The following is a 25,621-nucleotide window of genomic DNA, read 5'->3' as shown; positions in this document are numbered from 1 at the left end:
AGTATTTCCCAAAGCCGTAGCTCATAGAGCCACGGCTTTTTTGCGTTCGGCACTTTGGCAGTAAATGAGAATGTTTAGTCAGTGACTCAACCGGCTTCAGGCTCTATACTGATGTGCATTCGAATCAATCTAGATTTCTAACCGTTAGCAAAACTCCAATTAATGAAACTAAAACATAAACTCACCTCCCTGGCTGTAGCTGCTGGGGCTCTGCTTAGTGGCTATGCGACCGCTGAAGAAGCGAAGGCCTCCTACACACTCATCAAGAACGTTAATATTTTTGACGGGAAGTCAGATAAACTCAATATGGGTTCGGCGGTTCTCATCGAAAACAATCTGATCAAGTCGGTCGGCAAAGACGTCAAAGCACCAGCGGGTGCCACTGTGATCGATGGAAAGGGTCGCACGCTTATGCCGGGTCTTATCGACGGCCATGCCCACGTGATGATCAATGACAACTTTGATGTCGTAGAGAAGAACATGGACATGGTGGATATTTCTATCCGTTCCACGCGTGTGGCTGAGCGTTTCTTGATGGATGGTTTCACGGCTGTGAGAGACATGGGAGGTCCAGCCTTCGGTCTACAGCGTAGTATCGACCAAGGTTTCGTGAAAGGTCCACGTCTCTATCCATCAGGTGGTTTCATTTCCCAGACATCGGGTCACGGTGACTTCCGTGATAGGGCGGATGCTGGATTTTCTATCAAAGACGCGGGTGACCTTTCTAACTTCGAGCGCATGGGGATAGGTAATGTGGCGAATGGGGTACCAGAGGTGCTGGCGGCGACACGTCTCAACTTACGTAATGGAGCCTCACAGATTAAGGTGATGGCTGGTGGTGGCGGTTCTTCGCGTTTTGACCCGATTGACACGACTCAGTATTCGGTTTCCGAGTTGAAAGCGATTGTTGAAACGACGAAAGACTGGGGAACTTATGTGGGTGCACACGTTTTTAATGATCGCTCGGTGAACCGCTTGTTAGATGCCGGTGTGAAATCTTTTGAGCACGCATTTTTCATCAATGAAGAGACGATGCAGCGCATTGCCAAAGAAGGCGGTTTTGTGGTGCCACAGATGTGGGGCGTTTCCCCAGATCTCGCACGCAATCCGTTGATGCCGGCGAGCAAGCTTCCAATGATCAATGAGCTTGCGAAGCAATATAAAGATGTGGGCAGGCAGCTGATCAAGCATAAGGTGAATGTCGTTTTCGCTTCTGATTATGTGGGAACATTCCCCGATGCTGAGCGTGCGCGCCGTTATGAAATCTGGTGGCGCACCCAGTGTTTCGACAGTAACTATGAAGTGCTCAAGCAGATGACTTCTGTGGCAGGTGAGCTACTTGCTCTTTCTGGTCCACGTAATCCTTACCAAGCTGGAAAGCAGGGAGTGATAGAAGCCGGCGCCTATGCAGATCTTTTATTGGTGGATGGTAATCCACTGGAGGACATCACCGTGATTGGCGGTACCGATAAGTGGTTCGACGCCCCTGAGGAGTACAAGCCGATTGAGACGCTGAACCTCATCATGAAGGACGGAGTGCTGTATAAGAACACGCTCTAAAAAGGGTGTTACCTATTATATTTAAATGATTTTGTGTGAGCATCTTAAGCTGGTTGTAGCAGTGGGAATGTGATATATGCTTGTTAGTTATGAATGCACGTATCTTCTCTGCCTTTTTGTTCGTGATCATGAGTGGGGCGCTTTTCGCTGAAAAGTATGATCTCGTTTTGTTGAATGGTCGTGTCATAGACCCGGAAACTAAGTTAGACGCGGTGCGCCATGTAGCAATAGATGACGGGAAGATTGTAGCGATTAGCGAGGAGGTTATAGAAGGCGCTCAGTCGCTTGATGTGTCAGGGATGGTTGTTGCGCCTGGCTTCATTGATATTCATGCCCATGGGATGAATCTTGGAGACATGCGAATGCAGGCGATGCAGGGAGTGACCACTATTTTAGAGTTAGAGTCAGGTGTGCTGCCTATCGCTCCTTGGTATGACATAATGGAGGCGCAGCAGACACCGCTCAATTACGGAGCATCTGCAGGCTGGACATACAGTAGAATCGAGAATTTTTCAGGAAAGAAGGCGGAGCCTACACTAGAGTACTTTCAAGCAGCTCAGGGAGCAACTGATTGGAAGCTAGATGTGGCAGAACCACTTTTGTTAGGCGAGATTTTAGGTTCTGTAGAACAAGGATTAAAGGAGGGAGCTCTAGGTATAGGAATCAATGCTGGGTATGCGCCGGGTTATGGGCAGAAGGAATATTTTGCCTTGGCTGAGTTGGCTGCAAAATACGGTGTCGGAACTTTTACTCATGTTCGCTATGCCAGTATTATAGAGCCACAAGGCTCGTTTGAGGCTGTCAAAGAACTGATAGCGAATTCTGCTCTGACCGGGGCTCATATGCATCTGTGTCACATTAACAGTACTTCATTGACTGATATCCATGCCACACTCGACTTGGTCGATAAAGCGCGTAAGAAGGGGATAAAAGTGACTGTGGAGGCCTATCCTTATGGTGCTGCAAATACGGTTGTAGGGGCAGCGATGTTTAGTGGTTCAGATTGGCGTGAAAGAATGCATTCATCAGCTAATAATTTCCAATTAGGTAAAAAGCGCATGACGGAAGAAGAGCTCAGTAGTTATCAAAAGGATAAACCTGGAACAATGATCACGTGGCACTTTCTTGATGAAGATAAGCCGGAGGATTTAGCCTTGTTGGATGCCTCGATCACGCACCCAGATGTGATGATTGCGTCTGATTCTGTCTTCTGGTCCTATTTTGACGAGAATGGGGATGTTAAAACCTACGCTGGGGAGCAATGGCCACTGCCCGATAAGGTGTTCAGTCATCCAAGATCAAGTGGGACTTTTGCAAAAATACTACGCTCTTATGTACGTGAACGTAAATTGTTAGGGCTGTCAGAAGCAATCAAGAAAATGACATTGATGCCAGCGCAAGTACTGGAAGAATTTGTGCCACAGATGAAGAAAAAAGGCCGAGTACAAGTAGGGATGGATGCGGACATTGTCGTGTTTGATCCAGCAAAAATCTCGGACCGAGCGACCCACGAGAATGCGAACCAAGTAGCGGTGGGTGTTTCTGCTGTATTAGTCAATGGAGAGTTCGTGCTACGAGGTGGTTCCCTAGTGTTAGAGGCTGACAGCGGGAGAGCTGTCAGGAGAGAGGTGAGCAAGTAGCATGAAAATGGGCACATTATTCTAGCCCACAGCTTAAACAAATTTATGAAACCATTCACAATATTTTTGCTGACATGTACTTTTGTTTATGGCGACTCCAGTGGGTTTTCTGGGCCTAGCTCAGTGGAGAAACAAGTTCAAGCGGATGCTATAGAAGGGTCTCATACCAGCCAAGATTTACTAGAGCGGTGGAAGGACCGTAAAGAGAAAGTCAAGGAGCAGACAGGCTTCTCCATCAACTCTGATTACTCATTCTTTTACCTAGCAGGAAGTAATGACTTTGGTCCTAGTGAGGCTGGGAGTGGAGTGTTTCGAGTTTATGGCGCCTGGGATCTGATTGACCGAGGTGGAGATAACCCGGGAGGCCTTATTTATAAGGTGGAGCACCGGCATCGTTTCACGGATACCACACCTTCTCAGTATAGTTTAGCGGTAGGCAATGTCGGTTTTCTAGGCGCCCCATATAATGATGATAAAGTGAGGCTAACGAATCTCTACTGGAAGCAAAGCTTGGGAGGTGGACGCTTCAAGTTGATGTTAGGTTTTTTAGACGCGACTGATTATGTGGATGTTTATGGACTAGCGAACCCATGGACGGCATTTACAAATTTGGCATTTAGTACCGGTGGTTCATCTATTGCCTTGCCTAATGATGCTACTTTCGGGGCTGTTGCTGGTTATTGGATCAATGAGCATATGTACACCATTGGTAGCGTCTCAGATCTGAATGCCAGACCTACTGACCCACTGAAATCAGCTGAATATTTTTTCACAAGAAATGAGTACTTCAAAAGTGTGGAGCTTGGGTGGACGACATCTCAAGATCGCGTGTATTTTGATAATGTTCATTTTACGCTTTGGCATGTAGATATGATAGAGGCGAGCAATACCCCTGAAGGGTGGGGAATCAATTTTTCAGCCAATAAATGGATCGATGATTTATGGATGCCTTTCTTAAAGGCTGGCTATACTGAGGACGCTGGGAGTTTACTTGAAACCTCAGTGAGTGCTGGGGTCGGTTATAAATCTACTGGGTCGAATGACCTGTTAGGAGCCGCTTTTAACTGGGGAATTCCTAATGAAAATACTTTTGGAGCAGGGCGTGAAGATCAGTACACCGTCGAGGTGTTTTACCGCTATCAGCTCACTGAGAACATTGCCCTCACCCCGGATATCCAATACTTGATTAACCCCGCATTAAATCCCCAAGACAGTAGTATTCTTCTTGGTGGTTTGCGGGCCCGTATTGTATTCTAAGCAAAACCAACAAACCCCATACAATGAAATACACACTATCCTATAAGGTCCTGACCTGTGCACTTGCTTCACTTTGCCTCGTAAACTTAAGCTCCGCCGATAAAGGCGGCAAAGGTGGCGGTAAAGGGAAGCCTGATAAAAGTTGGTCCAAGAAAGGCGTCGATAAGAAGGACTTTGATAAGAAATTCGATCACAAGATCGATAAGAAAGACTTTAAGTACGATGGAGACGATGATTGGCAGAAGCTATTCTCTAGCAAAAGTGACTTGCCTCCAGGTCTTCAGAAGAAGGTGAGCAATGGCAAAGGCCTCCCAGAAGGCTGGAAGAACAAGGTCAAGCCAGGCTGGGCGATCGATGACGATTACTGGGATAAGCTCAAGCTCCTCGATGCTTCTGATCTTCCGAAAAACTTCAAACTCTCAGAAGGAGTAGGCGCTTATATGTTAGGGAATCGATTGCTTCGTGTTGATAAAGACACTAAGAAGGTTATCGATTTCGTCGATTTGGTGGCGGATTGATCCTATAGATTCATGAAAAAGATACTGTCTGTATTCACAGCCTATGGGCTGTTATTGTGTGGCGCTCTCGCCAGTGAGGAATCGAAGACTTGGCCGGCGACGGACAAAGCGAAGCAATTTGTAAAGGACTCGATCGTGATTGGCTTCTTCGCGAGTCCCTATGGGGCTGGTTGGTTAGAAGAAAAGACTGTGCATGATTACCTGAATCGCTCGAGAGCAGCCGGAATCACGGGGCACGACATGACCATCGCTGCGGCCAATTTCACCTGGGAGCAATACATCAACGAGCTCTACATGTTCCGCAAAGCTTACGCTGCGCAGCCAGGAAAGTATGTCTATGTGCGCTCGGTGCGCGACATTGAACATGCTCATAAAACGGGTAAGACGGCGGTGCTCTGGAACACGCAAACGTCGACGATTCTCAACAATGATTTGAAGAAGGTGCCGATCCTCAAGGAGCTTGGCATCACCAGCATGATCCTCACTTACAATGATGTGTTCCGCGCCGGGTCGGGTGGTCTTGCTGAATACAATGGCACGAAAATCGGCCTCACAGCTTGGGGCAAACAGATCATTGATGAGTTGGTGAAGTACGGCATTCTTGTCGACCTCAGCCATACCGGGCCGAAGACATGTAAGGACATTATTGCCTACATGAATGAGAAGCACCCGGGGGTTCCATTTGTCTACACGCACTCACTTCCATCGGGGCTTTATAAAAATGAGAAGAACGCGACCAAGCGTGGTTGCTATCGTAACATTTCTGATGAAGAAGCACTCGCTGCGGCGAAGTCTGGAGGTTTCGTCTCACCGACCTTTACCGAGTGGATGATGGATGGTGTTTGGCCAGACGACATCTCCCCGAAGCAATGCGCTGACATGATCGACTACTACGTGAAGCTTGTGGGTGTGGATCATGTGGGGATCGCATCGGATGATATGTTTACCACCAAACCAACCCTAGATTTCGTGGCGAAGAATGCGGCTGCTTATGATGACGGCGGCTACATGATGAATGCCTTCAACAAGGGAGCGGATGGCTGTGGGGAACTCTCCAAAATTCTCGCCGCTGTGACAGATGAGCTCTGGAAACGCGGCTATTCCAATGAAGACATCCAGAAGATCTACGGAGGGAATAAGATGCGAGTCTACCACCATGTGTGGGAAGGAATCCCCGATGCCGAACGCAAGAAAGGTGCACAGCATCGCGCTGAGTCGCTCAAGAAGCTGAAGCAAGAAATCCAAGGGGACCCATTCGATCCCTTAAATTCCTAAATCATCCAAACCGCAGCGCCATCGGACACTGCGGTTTTTTTGTCTTCGGCTCCTATTTTTTTGAGGCTTGGTATTTTTCGACTTTGGCGTCCACCATGGAGTAGCTCATGTGAATCGTGGCTGTGCCATCGACGAGAAACAACTCACTTTCTTTTTTCTCTAATTGCATTTCCCCTCTGATGGTAACGGCTTCGAAAGTTCCTTTGGTGAGGAATGGTTGATTGGCGGTCACGTGGACGATTTGGTTCGGCGGTGGTGGGGGAGTGTGAATGCAGGCTCCTACCCAGGGAACGAGGAGGAACTCAGTGACTTTTTTACCGTCAAATTCGAGAGGTAACACAAAGCCCGAGAGCGCGACGGCTTTGCCATCGAGTTCGTCCACCGGCATGGTGGCACGCTTTTGTCGCAGTTCTCGAATCTCATTGCGTTTGTTGAGTAAACCGTCGATGTCGATGTCTTGGGCGATGAGGCTTTTTTCAGATTCTTTGAACTCGGCAATCACGTCTTCACTGACCTCTCGATTGGCCTTGAGCATGGCTCGTGTGCGCGCGACCATGGCGAGATCGTAAATTTGTTCGTGACTTAGCTTCGTGAATGGGTCGTCGAAGTCAAATTTGCCTTTCATGTCGTCCCAGGTGATGACTTGTGGGGCGGCCTGTACAATACTGCAACAGAAGAGGCTTAAGGCGGCGGTGCGAATGATGTTCATAGTTTGGTGCTGAGTCCTTGGCTAAGTGAGCGGCGATAGCAATTCCAAGCCGGAACTACAGAGATGGTAAGACCTGCTAGATAGGTGCCTAGTATGAGGTTGAAATCTGCAGTGTTGAAGGAACCGATGGAGATCTGAATCCCAAGCTGGGCTTGAAGGATGGGGGCGAGAGTGAGCATGCTAATCGATAAAAAGGCAAAACCCAGTGCAAGTGCTCCCGTGCAGAGTACGAGTGCTTCGCCCAAAATTAAGGTGAAGATGTGGTGTGGTCTAGCTCCTAAGGAGCGCATGATCGCCATCTCGCGGTTACGCTCGCGCAGGCTCATACTCAAGAGCGCGAGCATGTTGGCAAACGATATTCCCAGCACACAGAGGGAGATCGCGAAGAGCACACGTTCTACCATCGCGACGACAGACCAGAGCTCTGTGAGTGCGATGCCAGGCATGACTCCGGTGAGTGCTTCATTGTTGTATTGGTTGATAGCGCGCTGGAGTTGTAGTGCGTCGCTGCGTTGGTGCATGCCCACTAAAAAGGCTGTGATTTCGGTGGGCGTGTAATCGATGGATTCTGCCGGCGGGGCCAGGAGTTGATCAAAATCGTCCAAGCTCATTGCCGAGGGTGCAGCGGATCCTGAGGATTTAGCCGTGTTGGAAGTCGGCTTCGCGGGAGGCTGAGCCTCATGCTTACAGGACTCATCATGTTGGTGTGTCTGATCCTCACCGTGGTCACAGGCTTCACTCTCACTATGGTCGCATTCCTCGCTGTGTGCTAACTCAGCATGTGAGCAACGATCACTGTGTTCGTGCTCGCTATGGTCGCATTCTTCGCTGTGCTGGTGAGTGTCGGAATCTGCGCCATCAATCGAGCTTGTTGTTTCATCTTTACGGTGGCTGGGGTGGTTGCAGCCGCTGTGGTCTTGCTTGTCTTGGCGGTGGCTGGGGTGATTGCAGCCGCTGTGGTCTCCGCCCTCATGGTGGAAGTCGCGGTGGATTGCTTCGATTCCCTCAAGCTTGACATGCACGGTCTGGTCGACGGGAGTGCCAGTTGGGTTGAGGATGCCGACCACAGTGAATGGATTTTCGGTATGCTCGACAAAGCTGATTTCACCAGAGCCATGGGATAGTACGACTTGCGTGCCTAGGCTATAGCCCAGCGTGCGTGCGACCTCGGCACCCAGCACGCAGGAATAGAGCCCATCGAGCTCGCCGCCGTCTGCGAAGGTAAGGTTTTCTTTATTGGCATAGCGGTAATGCTCAAAGTAGGCATTGCTAGTTCCTAGCACAGCGTAGCCACCGTGGGTGTCTCCCAAGCTTAGGGGGATGGTCCAGGCTACTTGCGGGTTGGCGTCGATTTTTTGATAGGTCTCCCAAGTGACGTTGTCGCTAACATTGCCAATATGAAAGACCGAGCTGAGTAGCAGAGAGACAGAACCAGAGCGCGCTCCCACGATGAGGTCCGTTCCAGATAGGGTCTGGATGAAGCCATTTTCAGCCTCATTGCGGATACGTTCCACGCCCAGTAGTAGTGCCAGACCGAGTGCTAAGGAGGCGATGGTGATAAGTACGCCAGTTTTCCGGTGGCGCATGCTTTTCAGAATGAGATGCAGTGAGTTCATGCGCTCTGCCCTCCTAGCAAATAACATGTCTCAAAGTGTTGTTTGAGATCCTGATCATGGCTGACGAGGACGAGGCTGGTTTTCGCTTTATTGCATTCGGTGAATAGTAATTCGATGAATTGCTGAGCTGACTCTTTGTCTAGTGCGGAGGTCGGCTCATCTGCCAAAATTAATTCCGGTGACCCAATGAGCGCGCGAGCTGCGGCCACGCGTTGTTGTTGGCCCACACTGAGTTCAAAGACGCTACGTTGGATGTGATCGCCCATGCCGAGTTGCGTGAGAAGCCGCTCCGCTTCAGCAGTGGCTGAGTCGACACGTGCGGCTCGGGTTTTCGAAAATTTCAAGGGAAGGCAGACGTTCTCGACCACCGAGAGGTAGGGTACGAGATTGAACATCTGGAAGATATAGCCGATGTGGTCAGCACGGAATTGATCGCGCATGCTACTAGTCAGCGAGTTCAGGCGTGTGCCCAAGATGTCCACTTGGCCGCGCTGTGGTGTCTCCACTCCGGAGAGGAGCGAGAGCATCGAGCTTTTGCCGCTACCGCTGGGTCCGCCAAGGAATAAGCGTTCCCCTCGAGATAGCTGCAGGCGCTCCACGCTGAGGACTTCATCGCGATCCCAGGCAAAGGAGATGTCCTCCAATTCGAACGCCCATTGCGTAGTATCATGCTCCATTGAACTAGTTAATTATCAGACGAACTAACGCAGTGCAGCAAAAAATGGAGAGAGAGGATGTGCTTTTTTAAAAGGGAAAATCTTGAGGCGGGATGTGGAGCCAAAATACGGGGCTGATTAGCTGAGGGGCATACCGCACTATGAGCCAGAGGCTTGCTTCTTCTCCGTGAGCAAAAGGTGTTCGCAGACCATCACGAGTTCCTGGTGTTGGTTGAAGACTTCTAGCTTTTCTACAACGACTCCGTGAGTGGGGCGTTTGTGCTCGCGCTTCTCAGAGATGGTGACCTTGGAGGTGATGGTGTCATTGATGAAGACTGGGCGAATGAAGCGCAGCCTGTCGTAGCCGTATGAAATGGCTTTTGGATTGATCAAGTGGGCGGTGGAGCCAACAGCGATGGTGAAAATGAGGGTGCCGTGAGCAATGCGTTCTTTAAAGTCCTGAGTTTTGCAGAATTCGGCATCCATGTGGTGGGGGAAAAAGTCGCCACTTTGGCCAGCGTGTAGGACGATATCAGATTCCGTGATGGTACGCCCCATGGTGCTGCGTTCTTCATTGAGGGTGTAGTCTTCGTAGTAGATGTCTTGGATCATAAGTTTGGGATGTTGTAGGTGTTTGTTGCGTTGTGGTGGAAGATGGCGTGTTGTTCAGCCTCACTGTAGTCTGAGAAGTAGCTTCGTAGCATGTTGATCCAATGCGGGAGGTTTTGGGTGAGGTTGCATACTGGCCAATCCGATCCGAGGACGATTCGGTCGGTGCCGAAGGCTTCTACTGTGGACTCAATCCATGGATGAAGTGTTTCTAGGGTGGCGAGTTCCGGGGTCGCGCAGTAGGCGATAATGCCTGAGATCTTTGCTTGAACATTTGGGAGTTGAGCCATTTTTTGAAGCTCGGCTTGCCATTGGGGGAAGTCCTCTTCGGTGAGAGTGGGTACTCCACAGTGGTCGAGTATGAATTGATTGTCTGGGCAGGCTTTGATGAGTTCGTATGCGATTGGTAGCTGGCGCTGAAGAACACAAACGTCAAAGCTGAGCTTCCGCGCTGCTAAAGAGCGCACATTTTCCCGGAAATGAGTGCTTTGAGATAGCGCGTCGGGCATGGTGTGTAAGACACGCCTTAGCCCACGCACGGCTGGGCTCAATGTTGCTTCCAAGACTTGTTGGAAATCATCGCTCTCGGGGCGGCAGGCGGCCACTACTCCGAGTAATGGATTGTCTGATTGTTTCACCAAGTTGGTGAAGAAGGCTGCTTCTCGGGGGATTTGGCAGGTACGAGCATCGACTTCCATAAAGATGCTACCTGCGACTCCTAGCCCTTCGATGAGTCTTTGATACGTCTCTATCGTGAAGTCGTGGTCGAGCACAGGATGGCCCTCACACCAATCGTATGAAAAGACCTCTTGGTAGAGTAGGTGGAGGTGGGTGTCGATGATGGGAATCATAAATTAGGTGGAGCTCATTAGTGAGGTGTTGGTTCCTGGATAGAGAATTCTTGATTGAGCTGAGTGGTGTGTTGGCCAACGGTGGGTGCTCCTTCAGGGGATTTGTAGATCTCGCCATCGATGCGGATCGGGCAGCGCAGCGTGGGAAGCTCTGTGCCCTTTGGGCAGAGAACGACTTGCTCCATATCCAGAGCTTTGTAGCCTTCACTTTGGCGAAGGGTGGACCAATCGAGGACTTCAGAGCACCAAATGTCAGCGGGCTCTAGAATGTCTAACCAATACTGGGTGCTTTGCTGGGCTATATGCTCGCTGAGAATGGACTTGATGGCATCACGTTGGGAGAACCACGTGCTGCTGTCGCTATAGTCACAGAGTGCAGGGCAGTTCAGTAGGGCTCCAAGTTGAGGCACGTTGCCCATGGCTAGGGATAGATGTCCATCTGCTGTGCGGTAGATGCCATAGGGAGCACCAACGTAGGCGTGAGCATTATTGTTGGAACTGCGGTCTGGATTCTGCCCACCGTCATTGAGATGGGTCGTGATCACTTCAAACTGCAAATCGAGGATCGACTCCATCAGGCTGACTTCGACTCGGCCACCTTTTCCTGTGACCCCGCGGCGTACTAAGCAAGCAAGAATGCCTTGAACGAGATGAGCTCCAGCGGTGAGGTCAGCCACGGCTAGTCCCATGGGTGTGGGGTTTTCTCCCGCGTCCCCAGAGAGCCAGGTGAGGCCTGAAAGCGACTGTGCGAGCAGGTCTTGGCCGGGCTTGGAGGCCCACGGTCCCGTGGCTCCATATCCAGTGACACTGGCATAAACGAGGTGAGGATTCGCGGCGCACACGGTCTCGACTCCGAGTCCCAATCGCTCCATCACGCCTGGGCGGAAGTTTTCGATCAAGACATCCGCCTTGGCAATGAGATCGAGTACTTTGTTCTTATCGTCATCGTTCTTGAGGTTTGCGGCGTAGCTTTGCTTGTTACGATTGATCGAGTGGAAGAGTGTGCTTTCCCCTTCGATTTCGAGGTTGGAAATGTAGAGCTGCCGGCAGATGTCGCCACTGCCTGGTCGTTCAATTTTGATGACGCGGGCTCCTAGATCGGCTAGCCTCATGGCTGCCGACGGTCCTGCGAGAAACTGGCTAAAGTCGAGTACGGTGAGTCCTTCGAGTGGGCGCATGGTGGGATGGATCTGGGTTTATTTGTTGAGTGATTCGCGGAAGATAGCGTTCATTTTTTCTATCGTGGTCGCGACGCTTTGCTTGCCAGTGATTCCGTCATGGATGACTGGGCTGGCATGATCTTGGAAGTGCATGTAGCCATGGTACTGAGGCCTAAGAATTGCGCGGTCGAGCGCGGGCAGCGTGTCTTTGAAAAAGTCATTGGTTTGTTGGTTGATATGATCACTCTCCCACGCTTGACGGTGGCCTGGCTGGCCCCCAGCTTCGAAAAAGACCCCTTGTTGCGTGGCTGGAGATGCCGTGAATGCGGCGTAATCCATACAAGCTTGAGGGTGCTTGGTGCTGGAGGATATTCCGAGCCCAGCACCACCAAGCGCGGAGCAAAGAGGCTGCCCTAGGTAGCTTACGATATCGCCCGCTTTGAGAAGATGATTGGCGTATCCCATTCGTGAATAGTTAGAGTAGCCGTAGCCAAATGGGCAGTAGCTTGTGTCGTCCGAGCGTGACATTTTCTCGGCCACTTGGATTGGATTGAGCGTTTGGAAAATGGGATCGCATAAACTGACGAGCTGTTTGAGGTTCTCAATGGCGTGCTCGAGGGCCTCAGTCTCGGCAAAGGTTTCCTGATTTTGGAACAAGGCACTGCCGTGCGCGTGGCAGAACATGTAGCTGTGCATCAACAGATCAATTGGAATGGCGGCGAATCCCACCTTTCCAGTAGACGCCATACTCAGGAGTTCTTCCCAAGTCTGCGGGACGGTGAGTGCGTGCTTCTGCAGGAGATCTTCTCGCCAAGTCGCAATGGGAGTGGCGGCATCGATCGCTAGAGTCCATTGTTGACCATTGAAGTGATAGCTTGGGTGAGAATGGCCGACACTATGCGCTGCTTGATCGTTCAGGAATTCTGCTGAGACGTACTTGTCATAGGGTAAGAGAAGGGAGTCCTCCGCCGCCAAGGCCACGTGTGGGTGGTCCATGACGAGGAGGTCGTACTCTGCTGACAGTTCTTCTAGAGAGGCGTCAGCAAATGCTTGGAGTGAGCGCTTCTCCCAGGTGACACGGATGTCAGGGTTGAGCTCTTCGAAACGCTGTGCGGTTGCTACAACTGAGGTGAAACCGCGCATGTGGTTCCATGCCATGCCTTTGAGTTCGATCATAGTGGTTGGGTGTTTCCTATAGGTTAGAGTTTGTTAGTGGGAGGGTACTTCGACGGGCTTGCCAGAGGCTTCGGCTGCTTGTTGCGCTACGAGGCCGCCGTAGGTAATGCATGCAAATGAGGTGACTAGGATGCAGAGCCCGACGATGAGTACCGTGATGGTTTTGAGGCTCAGGCCTTTCCATTCTTTGAGGATGAGGCCGATGCCAAAACTAAAGAAGATGAGCATGGCCATGTGGATCCCCCAGCTGATGAATTTGGCATCCCCCATGTGGACGTGACCCATGCCGTAGAAGAAGAACTGCACGTACCATAGGATGCCAGCGAGAATGGCGAGTCCGTAGTAGGGGAGCAGTAGCTTACCGCGCCCGCTGTCGCTGCTTGGGATTTTCTTAAACTCTGACCATGTCTGCTGTCGGGTGTGAGCCACCGACCACCAAATCAGGTTCACTAGGAAGGAGCCTCCCATCGCAAAAATGTAGGTGGCATTGCTACTAAAGCTTCCCGCCCCGTGGTCTGCTGCTACTGCGTCGATAGGTGCGCCGACCGAGAGCGAGATCCCGAATACCGCCGAGAGGACTCCAGCAATGAGTACCAAGCTCAGCCCCTTTTTGAGGTCAAAGTCGGAACCTGAGCCAGAGAGTTCTTTTTCTTTGAGTGCCCCCGCGTATCCGCACAGGCAGATACCTATGATCGAGATGAGGAACCCGGCCACCAGAATGTTGCCGCCTGCTTGGCTGAAGGTCTCCATCAGAGTGCCCGCTAGGAGTGGGGGGATTACTGTGCCGAGGACCGCTGAAATACCAATAGCAATCGAATAAGTTAGAGAGAAACCAATATGACGAATGGCTAGGGCAAATGCCATGCCTCCAAAGCCGTAAATACCACCCAAGAGAGTTGTTTGGGTGAGCACTTTTTGATCTACCTCGGTGATCACTTGCCACAGGTTAGGTACTGTTAGGGCTGCAGTGAGAATAGGAGCGATAAACCATGCTACTGTGAAAATGATCATCCAGGATGTTTGGTAGGACCACTTCGAGGTGAACTTTTGTGGCACAAAGCAGGTGGAGGCTGCAATCCCTCCAATGGCATGCAGGCCGACTCCGAATACGATATTGGATTCCATAGGTTTTTTAGTGTGTAGTGAGTTCCTTGAAAGTCATGCCGCCGGCTTGGGACGAACGCACTGCGGCATCTACGGTGCGCATGCTGTGGATGACATCCTCCACGCTGTGAGGGAGTTCTGCTGAGGGGTTTTCTAGCTTGTGCATGAGGCTGCCCATGGCGCCGATGAAGGCGTGAGGGAACCAAGATCCGCTGACGGGAAGCTTCTGCCATTCGGGATCCTTGCCATCTTCTAATACGCAGATTTCAAACCAATCAGCTTCTCCCTTTGGGTAGTCCATGAGCACGCCGAGCTGTGCTTTTATCGCACCTTGTGTTCCCTCCCATTTGACGTAGCTTTCTTGGTGTTTTTTACCAAACCGGTGTTGGTGATTGGTCTGGATATTGACACGGATGTCTGGGCCGTAGTCTAGAATGTATGAGGAGCGCGTCTTGTCCATGTTCGGAGCGGTATGTGATCCCATGCTCTGGCACTGCACACTCTGAGCGTTTCCTAAGAAGGAGCGGATCATGTCGACGTAGTGGATGCTGTGGTAATAAATTTCTGCAAATTGCGCATGATCGAGGAAGTCCCAGAGGTGCCATGGGGTGTCGACATTGACGCGCACTTCGAAATCGGTGAGTTCGCCAATCAATCCTTGAGCAATGGCATCACGAGCCATCGAGATGACGGGGGCGAAGCGTAGCTGGAAGTTGATTGCCGCAGTGAGGTTTTTTTCCCTACAGACTCTTAGGATCTCCTCTGCTTCATCCCGGTTTTCCCCCATCGGTTTTTGGATTAAGACTGCGGCCCCATCTGGAAGTTTACGCAATGTTTCAGCGAAATAATTAGCGGGTAGAGTGAGGTCATAGACCGCGTCACTAGGAGCCATTTCAACCATCTGCTCTACCGAATCAAAGACGGACTTGATGTTGAATGTTTCAGCGAGCTCTTCCGCTTTGTTCCTGCTCCTGTTGGTGATGCCCTGTACCTCGAAGCCTGCAATTTGATACGCTGGTAGGTGGGCGTCTTTGACGATGCTTCCCGCGCCGATGATGTATATCGGGCGAGGTCTTTTTGGGAGGGGAGGTTGGTCGTGAAGCTGGATCGTAGGCATACTGGGAAGCGTTCTAAGAAGTTCGGTGAATGATGATACTAGGCTCGATTGTTGCTATTGGGTAATAAGTAATTTCGTCTATTTTATGGATTTATCGCATATTGTGTGTGGCGTGATTGATTGGTTTGTGTATGTATGGGGCGTGCAAGTAGACGCCAGTCATATTAGAATTAAAGTATTTGCCTTCGATAGTGTGGCACTTGGTGCGTGGTGGGATTTTCAAAACCACATTAGTCCATTTGCTAGAATTCTCATAGTTGAAGAGGGTTGTCAGAGTGTTTCTTTCCACGGTGAGACGTATCATCAGAAGCCGGGTGAGATGTTGCTGATACCACCATACGCATCGGTGGACTATTCCTGTGAACATTATTGCCGGCAATGCTACTTCATTTTCACTGCGAAGCTTTCCAATGGTAATGACTTATTCGCAGATTATGAGTTCCCGGTTCGTCGAGGTTTTGGTTCGTGGCATCAGGTGATTTGTGAGAATCTGTTGCTCTGTTTGCCTAACTTTGGCTTGAAAAGCCTGGACGCTGATGATGAGTTTTTTAACCAATTAATATTCGAGACGAAGTTGGAGGACCTGAGTCTACAGCAGAAGATTGCAGCCCAAGGGGCGGTGAGTGTTCTGCTGGCAGAGTTTGCCGAAGGAGCGCAATTGAGTTCCGATTTGATTCGTTTCACCAAAGCCTTCCAGCATATCGAGAATCATCTCGATGGGGATCTTAGCCTGTCGGTGTTGAGTGAGATTGAGGGGATGAGTAATGGATACTTCTCGGATGAATTTAATCGCCGGATGGGGATACGACCTTCTGAATATATTGCAAGGAAGCGAGAGACCAAAGCTCGTGAGTTACTCACTGGGTCGTCGGTGTCGATTGCTGAGGTGGCACGTCAGGTTGGCATGAGCGATCTGAGCTACTTCTTCCGCTTTTTCAAGAAGCGTGTGGGGGTGACGCCACGGATCTACCGCATGGAACGTCTGGGTAAGGACTGAAGTTTATATCTTCTTTAGGAGTTCGATCGCCTCTTGGAGTTTCTCATTGGCCGCGATGGATTTGAGTCGTGGGAAGCGGGAACCGTCTAGCTGGATGTAATTGCCGTTTCGGGTGAGCATGAGACGCTGGCCCTGGAGCTCGATGTTGGTGATGTTGGCCTTGGCGGCGTGCATCTTGAGGCGTGTGGCGTTCAGTAAGTTGACGACTGGTTCAGGAAGCATGCCGAATTGGTCGCGCCAGTCGCGTTCGATTTGTTTGATCTCACGTGAGCTATTTGCTTCAGCGAGTTGCTTGTAGGCACGGATGCGCATGGTGGCTTCGGTCATGAAGCGCGCCGGGATAAAGCAGGCGAGGGAGTCGTGGTTGTGGGACTGACCAAATGAGCTTTCATTGAAACTGAGGAAGTCGGCACGCAGTGTGACGTCGATCCTTGAGTGTACAATCTTGCCATTGAGGCGGTCGATCGATTGTCGTAGGAGCTGGCAGTATAGGTCAAAGCCTACAGCGGCGATGTGGCCAGACTGCTTGGTGCCTAGTAGGTTGCCAGCTCCGCGAATTTCGAGGTCGCGCATGGCGATTTTAAATCCAGATCCAAGGGCTGTGTATTGTTTGATCGCGTTGATGCGTTTTCTTGCATCACCGGTGGTGACCATCTCGCGAGGCAGGAGCAGAATCGCGTAGGCTTTCTCTCCGGCGCGTCCGACGCGCCCACGAAGCTGGTAGAGGTCGGATAGGCCGAAGCGGTCGGCTCGGTCGATGAGGATGGTATTGGCATTCGGGATGTCGATACCGGATTCGATGATGGTAGTGGCGAGTAGCACGTCGGACTCGCCATTGACAAAGCCGCGCATGACGAGTTCAAGTTCGTCTTTTTCCATCTGACCATGGCCGATGGCGACCTTGGCCTCTGGGACGAGGTCGAGGATCTTGCGCTGCATCAACTCGATCGTTTGCACGCGATTGTGGAGAAAGAAGACCTGTCCGCCACGCTTGAGCTCGCGCTGGATAGATTCGCGGATGATGCGTTCGTCGTAGCTACAGATGGAGGTTTGCACCGGCACTTTGTTTGGTGGTGGGGTGTCGATGGTGGACATGTCACGCGCTCCCATCAGCGAGAGGTAGAGGGTGCGAGGGATGGGGGTGGCTGAGAGAGTCAGCATGTCGATACCGCGCATGCGTTCTTTGAATTTTTCTTTATGTCGCACGCCGAAGCGTTGTTCTTCATCAACGATGGCGACTCCGAGCTTGTTGAATGTGATGTCGTTGGAGACGAGGCGGTGGGTGCCGATGACGATATCGACCGAACCATCTGCGAGCCCCTGAATGGTCTTTCGGATTTCTGCGGGTTTGCGGAAACGATTGAGCAATTCGATACGGATCGGGTACTCTGACATCCGTTGTTTGAAGGTGCGCCAGTGTTGTTCCGCGAGCACGGTGGTGGGAGCCATGAGGCAGGCTTGCTTGCCTCCTGTAACAGCTTTGAAGGCTGCGCGGATCGCTACCTCGGTTTTCCCAAAGCCAACGTCGCCGCAAATTAAGCGATCCATCGGCTTCTCGGATTCCATGTCAGCCTTGGTGTCTTCAATGGCTTCTAGTTGTCCAGGGGTTTCGGTGAATGGAAAGGAATGTTCGAATTCCCACATCCATTTGCTATCTGGTGGGTGCGCTTGAGATTTCTGGGTGTGTCGCTCGGCTTGAATCTTCAGGAGTTGCGCGGCGTAGTCGAGGATCGACTTTTCAGCGGCTTTGCGGGATTTGGCCCACTTTGCGTCGCCCAGTTTAGAGAGTTGTGGCGTTTTTCCGCCCATGCCAACGTAGCGAGCCAGCAGGTGTGATTGATCGATCGGAACCGATAGGACTGCGCCGTCACGGTAGGCAATGTGGATTTCTTCTTCGCCATCTTCATTGGTTTCGATTCCATCGAAGCGGCCGATCCCGTACTCACTGTGAACCACGAGATCATCCTCGTTGATGTCTTCAATGTTGGTTTGAGCGCGAGCACGGCGTTGGTGGTCGAGCTTATTGGCGCGCTTACTGTGCTGGTTTTGATAGCGACCGAAGAGCTCGGCTGAGGAGAGGATGGCGAGCTTTGCCCCGGGGACGGTGAAGCCTTGCGATAGTCGACCTATCGCTGCCTGTAGCGGGGCCGACTGAGTGTCAGCCATTAGTTCATCGAAACGTTCTTGTTCGCCCTTGTTGCCGAAGACAATGTGTACGGACCACCCCTCTGCGTGCCATTCTTTGACTTGATTGATGCATTGTTGGCGTTTGGATTCCTGCAGCACAAAGTCTCCAGCCTCGAAGCTACCTAGAGGGCTGCCGTACATCGCGGATTCGAAGTTCTGACTGCCGTCGGCGAGCTCTGGAGCCGAGTCGGAGAGGTGGATGTGGGCGCGCTCGTGGGCTACCTCTCCGAGGCTGACTACCAGATCGCCCTCGGCTATAAAGTCAGCGAGGATGGATTCCTTGGCAGCTTCATTGATCGCAAGCTCTACGGAAGGAAGCTTTTTGAGGGAGCTTTGGGTGTCGAGGTCGAAGCTGCGGATCGAATCGACTTCGATGTCGAAGAGTTCGATGCGGATGGGCTCGGGGTTTTGCCAAGTGTAGACATCGAGGATGCCACCTCGCAGCGCGAACTGACCACGGCTGTGGATTTGTGGGACGCGTTCAAAACCCAAGGAATCGAGCTTTTGCATGAAGGGATCGATCTCTAGTTCCTCGCCGAGTCGCACTTCGATTCGTGAGTCGTTGAGGGCCTGCGGAGCTGCGCAGGCGTCGTCGAGTGACTCGGGTGATAGGATGACTAATTCGGCAGCATCAGTTGCCGCCGGATGGCTAAGTTTATGAAGTTGGGCGATCCGTTCAGCCTGAGCTTCTGGGTCGGCGATTTCGCTGTTTGAGTTGGCTTGGGTGATTTGGCTCAGCACCGTGGCCATGGTGGACCAAAGTTTGAGTTCACCGGCGATGCGTTCATTGTGGCGCGGGAGTGAGGACAGCAGCCAAAGACGCGCACCTGGCTGGGATGTGTGATGCTGGCGCAGCAATAAGCTCAGGGCAAATGCGTGTGCTGCTGGGCTTACAGGACCGAGCACAGGACACACTGATCCCTCTGACTTGAGCGGGGTCGGGATCCCGATCGCCAGCGTTTGCTGCATTCCTGGATTGTGTGAGCTTCCTTGTTTCAAGCGAATGAATGGCTTCTTGGGACTGAGCGCATTTCAGCATCGGTCTAAGCAATTGGCTACAAGAATTCGCAGCTAATTGGGATGTTGGATTCAAACTTGAACGTAGCTCAACGAGGAAGTGACAAGTATTTCCTAAGAAATCGCCTTCGAGCAGGCTTGATTCCTGGAGGGCTAGGCTACAGTATCCGTCGTCATGGAAATCCGCAAAGGGAAGTACCGTCATTTCAAGGGTTCAGAGTACGAGCTCATTGATGTGGCGCGTTGTAGTGAGACGGACGAAATTCAGGTTATTTACAAACCTCTGTATGAGGAAGGTGGCTTGTGGGTGCGGCCCGCAGCCATGTTCTTTGAGCAAGTAGAACGCGATGGTAAGGTCTTCGACCGCTTCAAATATCTAGGTGAGTGATGCGGTCCTGAGCATTGGTGCGGCCAAGCTGGTGAGTTTGCGAATAGTGATTGGGAGCTGCGTCTCACCATGATAGCAGATGGCGGAGGCGTATCCCTCTGCTAGATGCAGTGCTTCCATGCATAGTGTTGGGGATTCAAAGCTTTGTCGGCTGGATTGGTGGTCGACCGAAAAGGCTTTGAGGTCGGCAGATAGCCCCATGCCGATGGCTTTAATATACGCTTCCTTGCGACTCCAAATGGCATAGAATGCACGGCTAAATTCTTTTTCTGTAAGGTTGTTCAGGGATTGGCATTCAGCCTCAGAAAAGTACCGAGTAGCGAGCCGGTGGCTTGCGAAGTTTGGGGTCGTTTTTTCGATGTCGATGCCGAGCTCTCGATGCTGTGTGAATGCGTAGACAATGTAGTCCCCAGAGTGACTGACGTTGAATTGCAGCTCGCTTCCTTTGAGGCGGGGCTTGGAATAGCGGTTTTTTTCGAAGTGCAGGCTAGCAGGATCTTGTGCCAAAATATTGCCAAGCAGGATCCTGAGACCACCTCTCGAGAGGATCCAATCTCGCTTGAGGTGGGGGAATGCAAGGCGCTCGTGGCGCTCGAACTCTTGGGGCGTGAGTGTGTGCACCATGGCATCCACATCGCAGCTGATCTGGTCTTTGTGGAAGTAGATGACTTCGATGTGGTCCATGGGCATGAGTCTTACGAGGGTGTCCCGCGAGTGATTTTTATGCGTTGACGGCACGTTCGAGCAAGCCAGTGTCTGAATACTCAGTGTATTTTTTGAGCTTTCCCTGTTTCGTTTCAAAGATGGCAACAAGCTTGTTGACCACGGTTTGGCCAGTGTTGATTACGGTGAATTTTTCCTCCACTTCGGCGATGACGGTTTCGCCATCCACATGGTATCTCAGTGGGGTAAAGTATTCAAAATCAAGGTGCTCTTTGATGATGTTGAGGAAATCCAACATCTCCATGTGAACAAATTCTCCAGCCCATGGTAGGAGTTCTTTGTTGCCGGGAATGATCCAGCTACAGTCCTCCGTCATGATCTCGTCGAAACGAGAGAAGTCTTGGAGTTGGTAGGATTGGTAAATGTATTCTGCCAGTTGTCGTGGTGAAAGTGATTCGTCTGTTAGCATATATATAGATGTATCAAAGCTCGTCACCGAGCTCGAGTAGGAACTATGGTTAGACCGTTTCTTTGATGACAGCGGCGATTTCTGTGAATTCCCTAGTCACGTGAGGGTTGCGCTCAGTCTTGGTGACTTCGAAGGAGGCGGTGTCGGTGGCGATGGCGGTGTCTACCTTGACCCATTCGCCTTCACGCTTTTCGAACACGTGGATGACGAGGTCGGCGTTGTAGGAAATGTGCGTGTAAAGCGAGGAACCATCAGGGAGTGGATGGGTGATGAGTATCATGTCTTCCGCTTTGGCGGTGACCGTCCCTTCGAATTTGATCTCATTTCTTTCCATACGAAACTCCCAGCTATCTAGTGAACTGTTGAGTTGTCGATTGTGGTACATCGCATCAATGAGGTTGGAGTTGTAGCGCTGACCATTCCATTCAATCGTGAGCCAGACGGAGGGCTGCCCCCAATCATTCAGATGGAAGCCAATCCCCTCAAATAAGAAGTCTGGGTTGTTTTGGAACTGAACGGCATTGCACCAGCTCCAGCTGTGCATGTTGTGTACATTCCAATAATGACCATCGCTTGCGGCTACTTGTTCGAGACTGTACTGTTGTTGGTCGAGTGTGACCGAGCCGGTGAGCGCATGCTTGCACGCTGGGGAGTAGAACTTTGGAAATAGAGGGCTATCGTAGACGTCGGCGAGTCGGTCGACGGCGATGCATGTGGAAGCATCCATTTCGAAGTCCCACTGGAGAGTGTTCTCTCCATTACTGACCTCTCCCCAGCAGCGTTCTGGAGTGATCCCAGAGTGCGCGATATTGAGCCCTTCTTCACCTTGATCGAACTGTGCAGCGGCGAGAGGGAAGCTTTGTTTGATGGCAAAGTCTGCCTTGCCTTCAGGGCTGCGGTCTCTGAACCAGGCCCAAACTTGAGCGATTTTCGTTTCCTCGGTGGGACCGTTGAATAGCACGTAGCGTACGATCATTGAGAGTTGCTGCTCTGGGTCGTTCCAAAGTACATAGAATGACTCTGAAAACCCAGTTTGAGTGGCGTCAAATTTTAATGAATTGTCCATGGGTGTTATTATAAGTTAGATGTTGTTAGTGTTTGTGATGGGGCCTCGACAAATCCTTGTTGGATGAAGAATTCGAGGTAGCGACGCATGATTTCTGTTTGCGATGGGACATCGACTCCCGCAGCCTCGACGAGGCGCTTGAAGTTACTACGGTCGGTGGCGGGGAAGCGAACTTGCTCGGTGTCGAGTGCGCGGATGAAGTCGACAAATGGGAATAGAGCATTGTCTCGAAGCTTGGTGGCACCTTGGCTGATGAGCTCGCGCTTCCACACATCCCATGAGAGGGCGCGCACAGGGTATCCGTAGTCTTGGAAGAAACGGACATATTCTTCGACCATCGTGGGTTCAGGGTGCAGGGTGAAGTATGCGTGATTGAGGTTTTTGGGGTCTTTGGTGCCATGCACGATTGCCTTGGTGATGAAATCCACTGGCACTACCTCCCAGGTGGTATTTAGCAGGGGCCAGCTTCCTAACTGCAGACACCCTTTATAGAAGGAGGAGAGGAACTCATCAGTCTTGTGATACTCACCGGTGGTGCTTACGCCACCAACCATGCCAGGGCGGTAGATCGCAGTGGGTATGTTGCGTTCGGTCATGCCGATGTAGGCCATCTTATCCGCCACATGTTTTGCTTGCTCGTATCCATTGAGAAGTCCTTCGATGTGTTCGAGTGGCGCGTCTTCCATCACCACGTCTTCATCGCTGTATCCTGTGGACATGATGACGCCGAGGGTGGAGATGAAGTGGAAAGCAATTGGCTTCCCTTTATCCGATGTGGCGAGGCGCATCACGGTTTCCGTGGCGTCAATGTGAGCTGGCTTGAGTTTGTCGTAAGGGTAGACGAAATTCACCCAAGCGCCACTATGGAAAATGGTGTCGATACGCTTTGCTAGAGCGAAAAAAGGCTCCTCTCCTAATCCAAGGAATGGTTCAGTGAGTTCGCCAAGCATGACTTCAACGCGTGCTTCATAGCTTTCTTCCCACAGGTGGTATTTGGCCATGTTGCGCTTGATTCTTTCTTTGCCTTCCTCGGCGGTGGCTCCACGCACCAAACAGATTACTTGAGCATCTGTTTGTACCATGATTTCCGCAATGAGGAAGGCGCCTACATAGCCTGTGCCACCGGTGAGGAAGACCTGATCCATGGGGGTGTCATAGCTGTGAATATCGAAGTCTTCGTTGCGAATGTCTTCAGCTACTTGGGCTTCCTCAGCGAGGGAGAAGACATCGGAGATGAGGGTGGGCTCACGACCGGCTTTCACATCTTCAATTGCCTGACAGAGCATGGCCACGGTTGGTTCAGGGATGTTGATGAGTGAGATGGAATCTGGGACTCCGAGCTCCCACATACGAGAGAATGCTTCGGCTGCGCGGATCGAGTCGCCACCGAGGTCAAAGAAGCTATCGTAGATGCCGACGCGGTCGACGCCAAGGATATCGGACCAGATGGAAGCAATTTTCTTCTGCCATGAGGTGCGTGGGGCGATGAATTCTGTCTTCATTTTACCACGCTTCATTTTCTGGCCAGCGCGGATTTCGGTGATGAATCGATCGATGTCGCCTTGTAGCTTGGCTAGCTCGGTATGCGCGTGGTGCGCTGCCAAAGAGCTGCTCTGGGTGTTTGTAGGTTTTCCGGATGCCGGAGTCGCAGTGTCAGCTTCGGTAACGCGTTGTTTGGTGGAGCGTTTGATCGCAGCCGGGATGTCGTTGATTGGGATGTTTAAAGCCAAGAGGTCGCCATCTAGTTCTTGGTAGATGTGATCGAGGCTATCAAAGTAGATTTTGATTGGTTGGTTGCGCTCGCTGGCTTTGAAGCGTAGTGACACAGAGTGAAGGTCATGCTCTTCTGCAAGTGTTTGAGTATGGGATAGCATGTCTTGTTCGACTTGTTTCGCCAGAACGCGGCAGCTCATCATGAAGCCATCGACGACCAGAGTCTTGTCCTCCACCTTGCAGAGCAGCATGCCCACGAAGCCGTAGTCGCCGAAGCGATCGCTGACTTTGACAGTGTGGATCCACTGCCCATCCGTTTTGGTGTACTCGCGGATTTCATTTTCAGACATGCGGAGGGTGGTGGAGTTGAATTGGTTGGTGCGCATGGTGAGTTGGGCCGCACGAACGATGTCTGCGTCATTGAGGGGTGAGATCTCAGTGTGCACTGCGAGCTCAGCAAGGAAGGTTTCATAGCTTTTTGAAGCACCTTGAGCTTGGCTGCGCTGTTGGTTTTCGCGATACATTTGCGTGCGCTTGCTATCCTCTTGAGTGATTGCGGCTTGATCGAAACTCCAATGGTTAGAAAAGAAGCTTTGAGCGTTTTTTTCGTCATTTGGGAAGAGGATGCAGCGGACATTGGGTAGGGCGGAGCTTACCTCTTCACACTCGGCGGGGTTGTCATCGATAAAGATGAAGCTGTCCACGCCCAGCTGCAGCTCATCGGCAAGTTCTAGGATGTTTTGAGATTTACGATTCCAGTTGATCTTGCTTGCTACGATGTGTTCGCGAGTGAGTAACATCTCCGAGTTCTGATCAAATACTGACCAGACATCGGCTTCATTATTTTTACTCGCGAGGCAGATTAGCTTTCCTTGTTGTTGCTGCCTGATGAGAAATTCTTGGAACGCTTTGAAGCCTTGCCTTAGGGAAATTCCATTGGGGCCGTCTTCGCCAACGACTCCTCCCCAGAGAGTGTTGTCGCAGTCGACTACGAGCACCTTGGGGGTGGTCTGTATCAAGGTGTTCATGGTTCTGCAGAGGTCCAAGCCCGCTGCGGTGTAGAATTCTGGTGAGAAGGGAATATGGCCAATCTGGTCGCGCGCGCTGTCGTAGACCTTGCGGAGCTCGTAGCGGGTGTCTAGATTTCGAAGGTCGAGTGCTTGCACATTGGGGAGGATGGCTAGAGAGTCTAAGATCTCTTGATCCCATTTACCTAGGAAGTCTGCTAGGCCGAGGTGGCGGACACGGTCGGCGGTGTGTGGACAAAGTGCTAAGATGAGTTTTCCTGATACTTGTTGGGCAAAGTAAGAGAGTGCTTGGATGAATTCCTGGACTGTTGCTTCAGCTTTGTTCGGAGCAACGGCTTCAGCCTCGAAGCGGAACCAATCTTCGATGCGGATCATCAGCACTGCGATGTCGTCTCTAGATTTCGCGAGGGTGCTCTGTGGGTTGAGTAATTCTTGGAAGACCTGATTGTAGGGTGAGAAGGTGAGCTGTGGGCTAAATCCAAGTTTGCTGAGTGCGTATTTGACCGATTCCTCTACGGGCTCAGCGGTGAAGCTGGCGCAGATGGTGCAGTGTAGCGGAGTTCCTTTCTCTTGGTTTCGAGAAAGCTGACCAGCATGCATGATTTCGAGCTGTTCGCACAGTGTATCGAGGCTGTCATATTCGTACATCAATGATGCTTCTACCTCGACGCCGCCGAGGAGTTCTTCGAGTTCTCCAGCCATGCGCACCACGCTCATCGAGTCGAGAGCTAGATCATCGAGTGATTGAGAAAGGTGGATGTCTTCGGGTTCTTCGAGGAGGGTTTCAGCAATGTAGTTGGTGACCCAGTTGCGGATTTCGTTGAGTGATAATTTGTTCATAATAG

The 25,621-nt window shown here is 51.3% G+C and carries 21 protein-coding genes; 7 read left to right on the top strand and 14 right to left on the bottom strand.

All coding sequences use genetic code 11. From position 1 onward, the window contains the following. Positions 1-162: 162 nt before the first annotated feature. From F454_RS0106320 to F454_RS0106300, 5 genes are all read left to right on the top strand, one after another. Entirely contained in the window at positions 163-1,560 is a 1,398-nt protein-coding gene (locus F454_RS0106320) for a metal-dependent hydrolase family protein (RefSeq protein ID WP_018969795.1), read from the top strand. An 89-nt stretch (positions 1,561-1,649) separates the two neighbouring features. Continuing rightward, positions 1,650-3,200, top strand: a complete 1,551-nt coding sequence (locus F454_RS0106315) for an amidohydrolase family protein (protein WP_018969794.1) — start codon at positions 1,650-1,652, stop codon at positions 3,198-3,200. A gap of 45 nt (positions 3,201-3,245) precedes the next feature. Further along, positions 3,246-4,457: a carbohydrate porin gene (locus F454_RS0106310; protein ID WP_018969793.1), complete on the top strand. Its 1,212-nt coding sequence runs from the start codon at positions 3,246-3,248 to the stop codon at positions 4,455-4,457. Positions 4,458-4,480: 23 nt separating this feature from the next. Then, complete coding sequence (locus F454_RS0106305) at positions 4,481-4,975, top strand: hypothetical protein (protein ID WP_018969792.1); 495 nt, start codon at positions 4,481-4,483, stop codon at positions 4,973-4,975. 12 nt (positions 4,976-4,987) lie between these two features. Then, positions 4,988-6,250, top strand: a complete 1,263-nt coding sequence (locus F454_RS0106300; RefSeq protein WP_018969791.1) for a dipeptidase — start codon at positions 4,988-4,990, stop codon at positions 6,248-6,250. Positions 6,251-6,302: 52 nt separating this feature from the next. Here the strand turns inward: F454_RS0106300 and F454_RS15670 are convergent, their stop codons facing one another. From F454_RS15670 to F454_RS0106255, 9 genes are all read right to left on the bottom strand, one after another. Beyond that, on the bottom strand, positions 6,303-6,959 hold the full coding sequence (locus F454_RS15670; protein ID WP_018969790.1) for a DUF3299 domain-containing protein: 657 nt from the start codon (positions 6,957-6,959) through the stop codon (positions 6,303-6,305). Next, complete coding sequence (locus F454_RS15665) at positions 6,956-8,545, bottom strand: ABC transporter permease (RefSeq protein ID WP_169334336.1); 1,590 nt, start codon at positions 8,543-8,545, stop codon at positions 6,956-6,958. The genes F454_RS15670 and F454_RS15665 overlap by 4 nt, the downstream gene beginning before the upstream one ends. Positions 8,546-8,571: 26 nt before the next feature. Then, positions 8,572-9,252 carry an ABC transporter ATP-binding protein gene (locus F454_RS0106285; protein WP_018969788.1) on the bottom strand — a complete coding sequence of 227 codons (681 nt, stop codon included), beginning with the start codon at positions 9,250-9,252 and terminating at the stop codon, positions 8,572-8,574. A gap of 138 nt (positions 9,253-9,390) precedes the next feature. Beyond that, positions 9,391-9,843 (bottom strand): MaoC family dehydratase, encoded by a 453-nt coding sequence (locus tag F454_RS0106280; protein WP_018969787.1) that lies wholly within the window; start codon positions 9,841-9,843, stop codon positions 9,391-9,393. Then, entirely contained in the window at positions 9,840-10,691 is an 852-nt protein-coding gene (locus F454_RS0106275) for an amidohydrolase family protein (RefSeq protein ID WP_018969786.1), read from the bottom strand. The genes F454_RS0106280 and F454_RS0106275 overlap by 4 nt, the downstream gene beginning before the upstream one ends. A gap of 17 nt (positions 10,692-10,708) precedes the next feature. Then, a complete protein-coding gene (locus F454_RS0106270; RefSeq protein WP_018969785.1) occupies positions 10,709-11,869 on the bottom strand; it encodes a CaiB/BaiF CoA transferase family protein in 1,161 nt (386 codons plus the stop codon). A gap of 18 nt (positions 11,870-11,887) precedes the next feature. After that, complete coding sequence (locus F454_RS0106265; protein ID WP_018969784.1) at positions 11,888-13,027, bottom strand: ABC transporter substrate-binding protein; 1,140 nt, start codon at positions 13,025-13,027, stop codon at positions 11,888-11,890. A 33-nt stretch (positions 13,028-13,060) separates the two neighbouring features. Continuing rightward, a complete protein-coding gene (locus tag F454_RS14405) occupies positions 13,061-14,152 on the bottom strand; it encodes an L-rhamnose/proton symporter RhaT (RefSeq protein WP_018969783.1) in 1,092 nt (363 codons plus the stop codon). Positions 14,153-14,159: 7 nt separating this feature from the next. After that, positions 14,160-15,248, bottom strand: a complete 1,089-nt coding sequence (locus F454_RS0106255; RefSeq protein ID WP_018969782.1) for a Gfo/Idh/MocA family protein — start codon at positions 15,246-15,248, stop codon at positions 14,160-14,162. Positions 15,249-15,360: 112 nt separating this feature from the next. Between F454_RS0106255 and F454_RS0106250 the strand changes: the two genes are divergently transcribed. Beyond that, positions 15,361-16,245, top strand: coding sequence for a helix-turn-helix domain-containing protein (locus tag F454_RS0106250; RefSeq protein WP_169334335.1), 885 nt, complete (start codon positions 15,361-15,363; stop codon positions 16,243-16,245). 3 nt (positions 16,246-16,248) lie between these two features. Here the strand turns inward: F454_RS0106250 and mfd are convergent, their stop codons facing one another. Further along, positions 16,249-19,431 carry a transcription-repair coupling factor gene (gene mfd / locus F454_RS0106245; protein WP_156817164.1) on the bottom strand — a complete coding sequence of 1,061 codons (3,183 nt, stop codon included), beginning with the start codon at positions 19,429-19,431 and terminating at the stop codon, positions 16,249-16,251. 193 nt (positions 19,432-19,624) lie between these two features. Between mfd and F454_RS0106240 the strand changes: the two genes are divergently transcribed. Further along, a complete protein-coding gene (locus F454_RS0106240; RefSeq protein ID WP_018969779.1) occupies positions 19,625-19,837 on the top strand; it encodes a DUF1653 domain-containing protein in 213 nt (70 codons plus the stop codon). Here the strand turns inward: F454_RS0106240 and F454_RS15660 are convergent. The 4 genes from F454_RS15660 to F454_RS15360 are packed head-to-tail and all read right to left on the bottom strand — an operon-like array spanning position 19,826 to position 25,616. Further along, the gene (locus F454_RS15660; RefSeq protein WP_018969778.1) at positions 19,826-20,521 is read right to left on the bottom strand and encodes a 4'-phosphopantetheinyl transferase family protein; all 696 of its coding nucleotides are present in this window, start codon (positions 20,519-20,521) and stop codon (positions 19,826-19,828) included. The genes F454_RS0106240 and F454_RS15660 overlap by 12 nt on opposite strands. A 37-nt stretch (positions 20,522-20,558) precedes the next feature. Further along, entirely contained in the window at positions 20,559-20,969 is a 411-nt protein-coding gene (locus tag F454_RS0106230; RefSeq protein ID WP_018969777.1) for a nuclear transport factor 2 family protein, read from the bottom strand. 49 nt (positions 20,970-21,018) lie between these two features. Then, positions 21,019-22,035 (bottom strand): hypothetical protein, encoded by a 1,017-nt coding sequence (locus F454_RS15655; protein ID WP_018969776.1) that lies wholly within the window; start codon positions 22,033-22,035, stop codon positions 21,019-21,021. Between the two features lie 8 nt (positions 22,036-22,043). Next, positions 22,044-25,616, bottom strand: a complete 3,573-nt coding sequence (locus F454_RS15360; RefSeq protein WP_018969775.1) for a thioester reductase domain-containing protein — start codon at positions 25,614-25,616, stop codon at positions 22,044-22,046. Between the last annotated feature and the right edge of the window lie 5 nt (positions 25,617-25,621).

It is taken from the genome of Rubritalea marina DSM 17716 (genome assembly GCF_000378105.1).
Classification (GTDB): domain Bacteria; phylum Verrucomicrobiota; class Verrucomicrobiia; order Verrucomicrobiales; family Akkermansiaceae; genus Rubritalea; species Rubritalea marina.
This window is presented reverse-complemented; position numbering and strand designations above follow the sequence as displayed.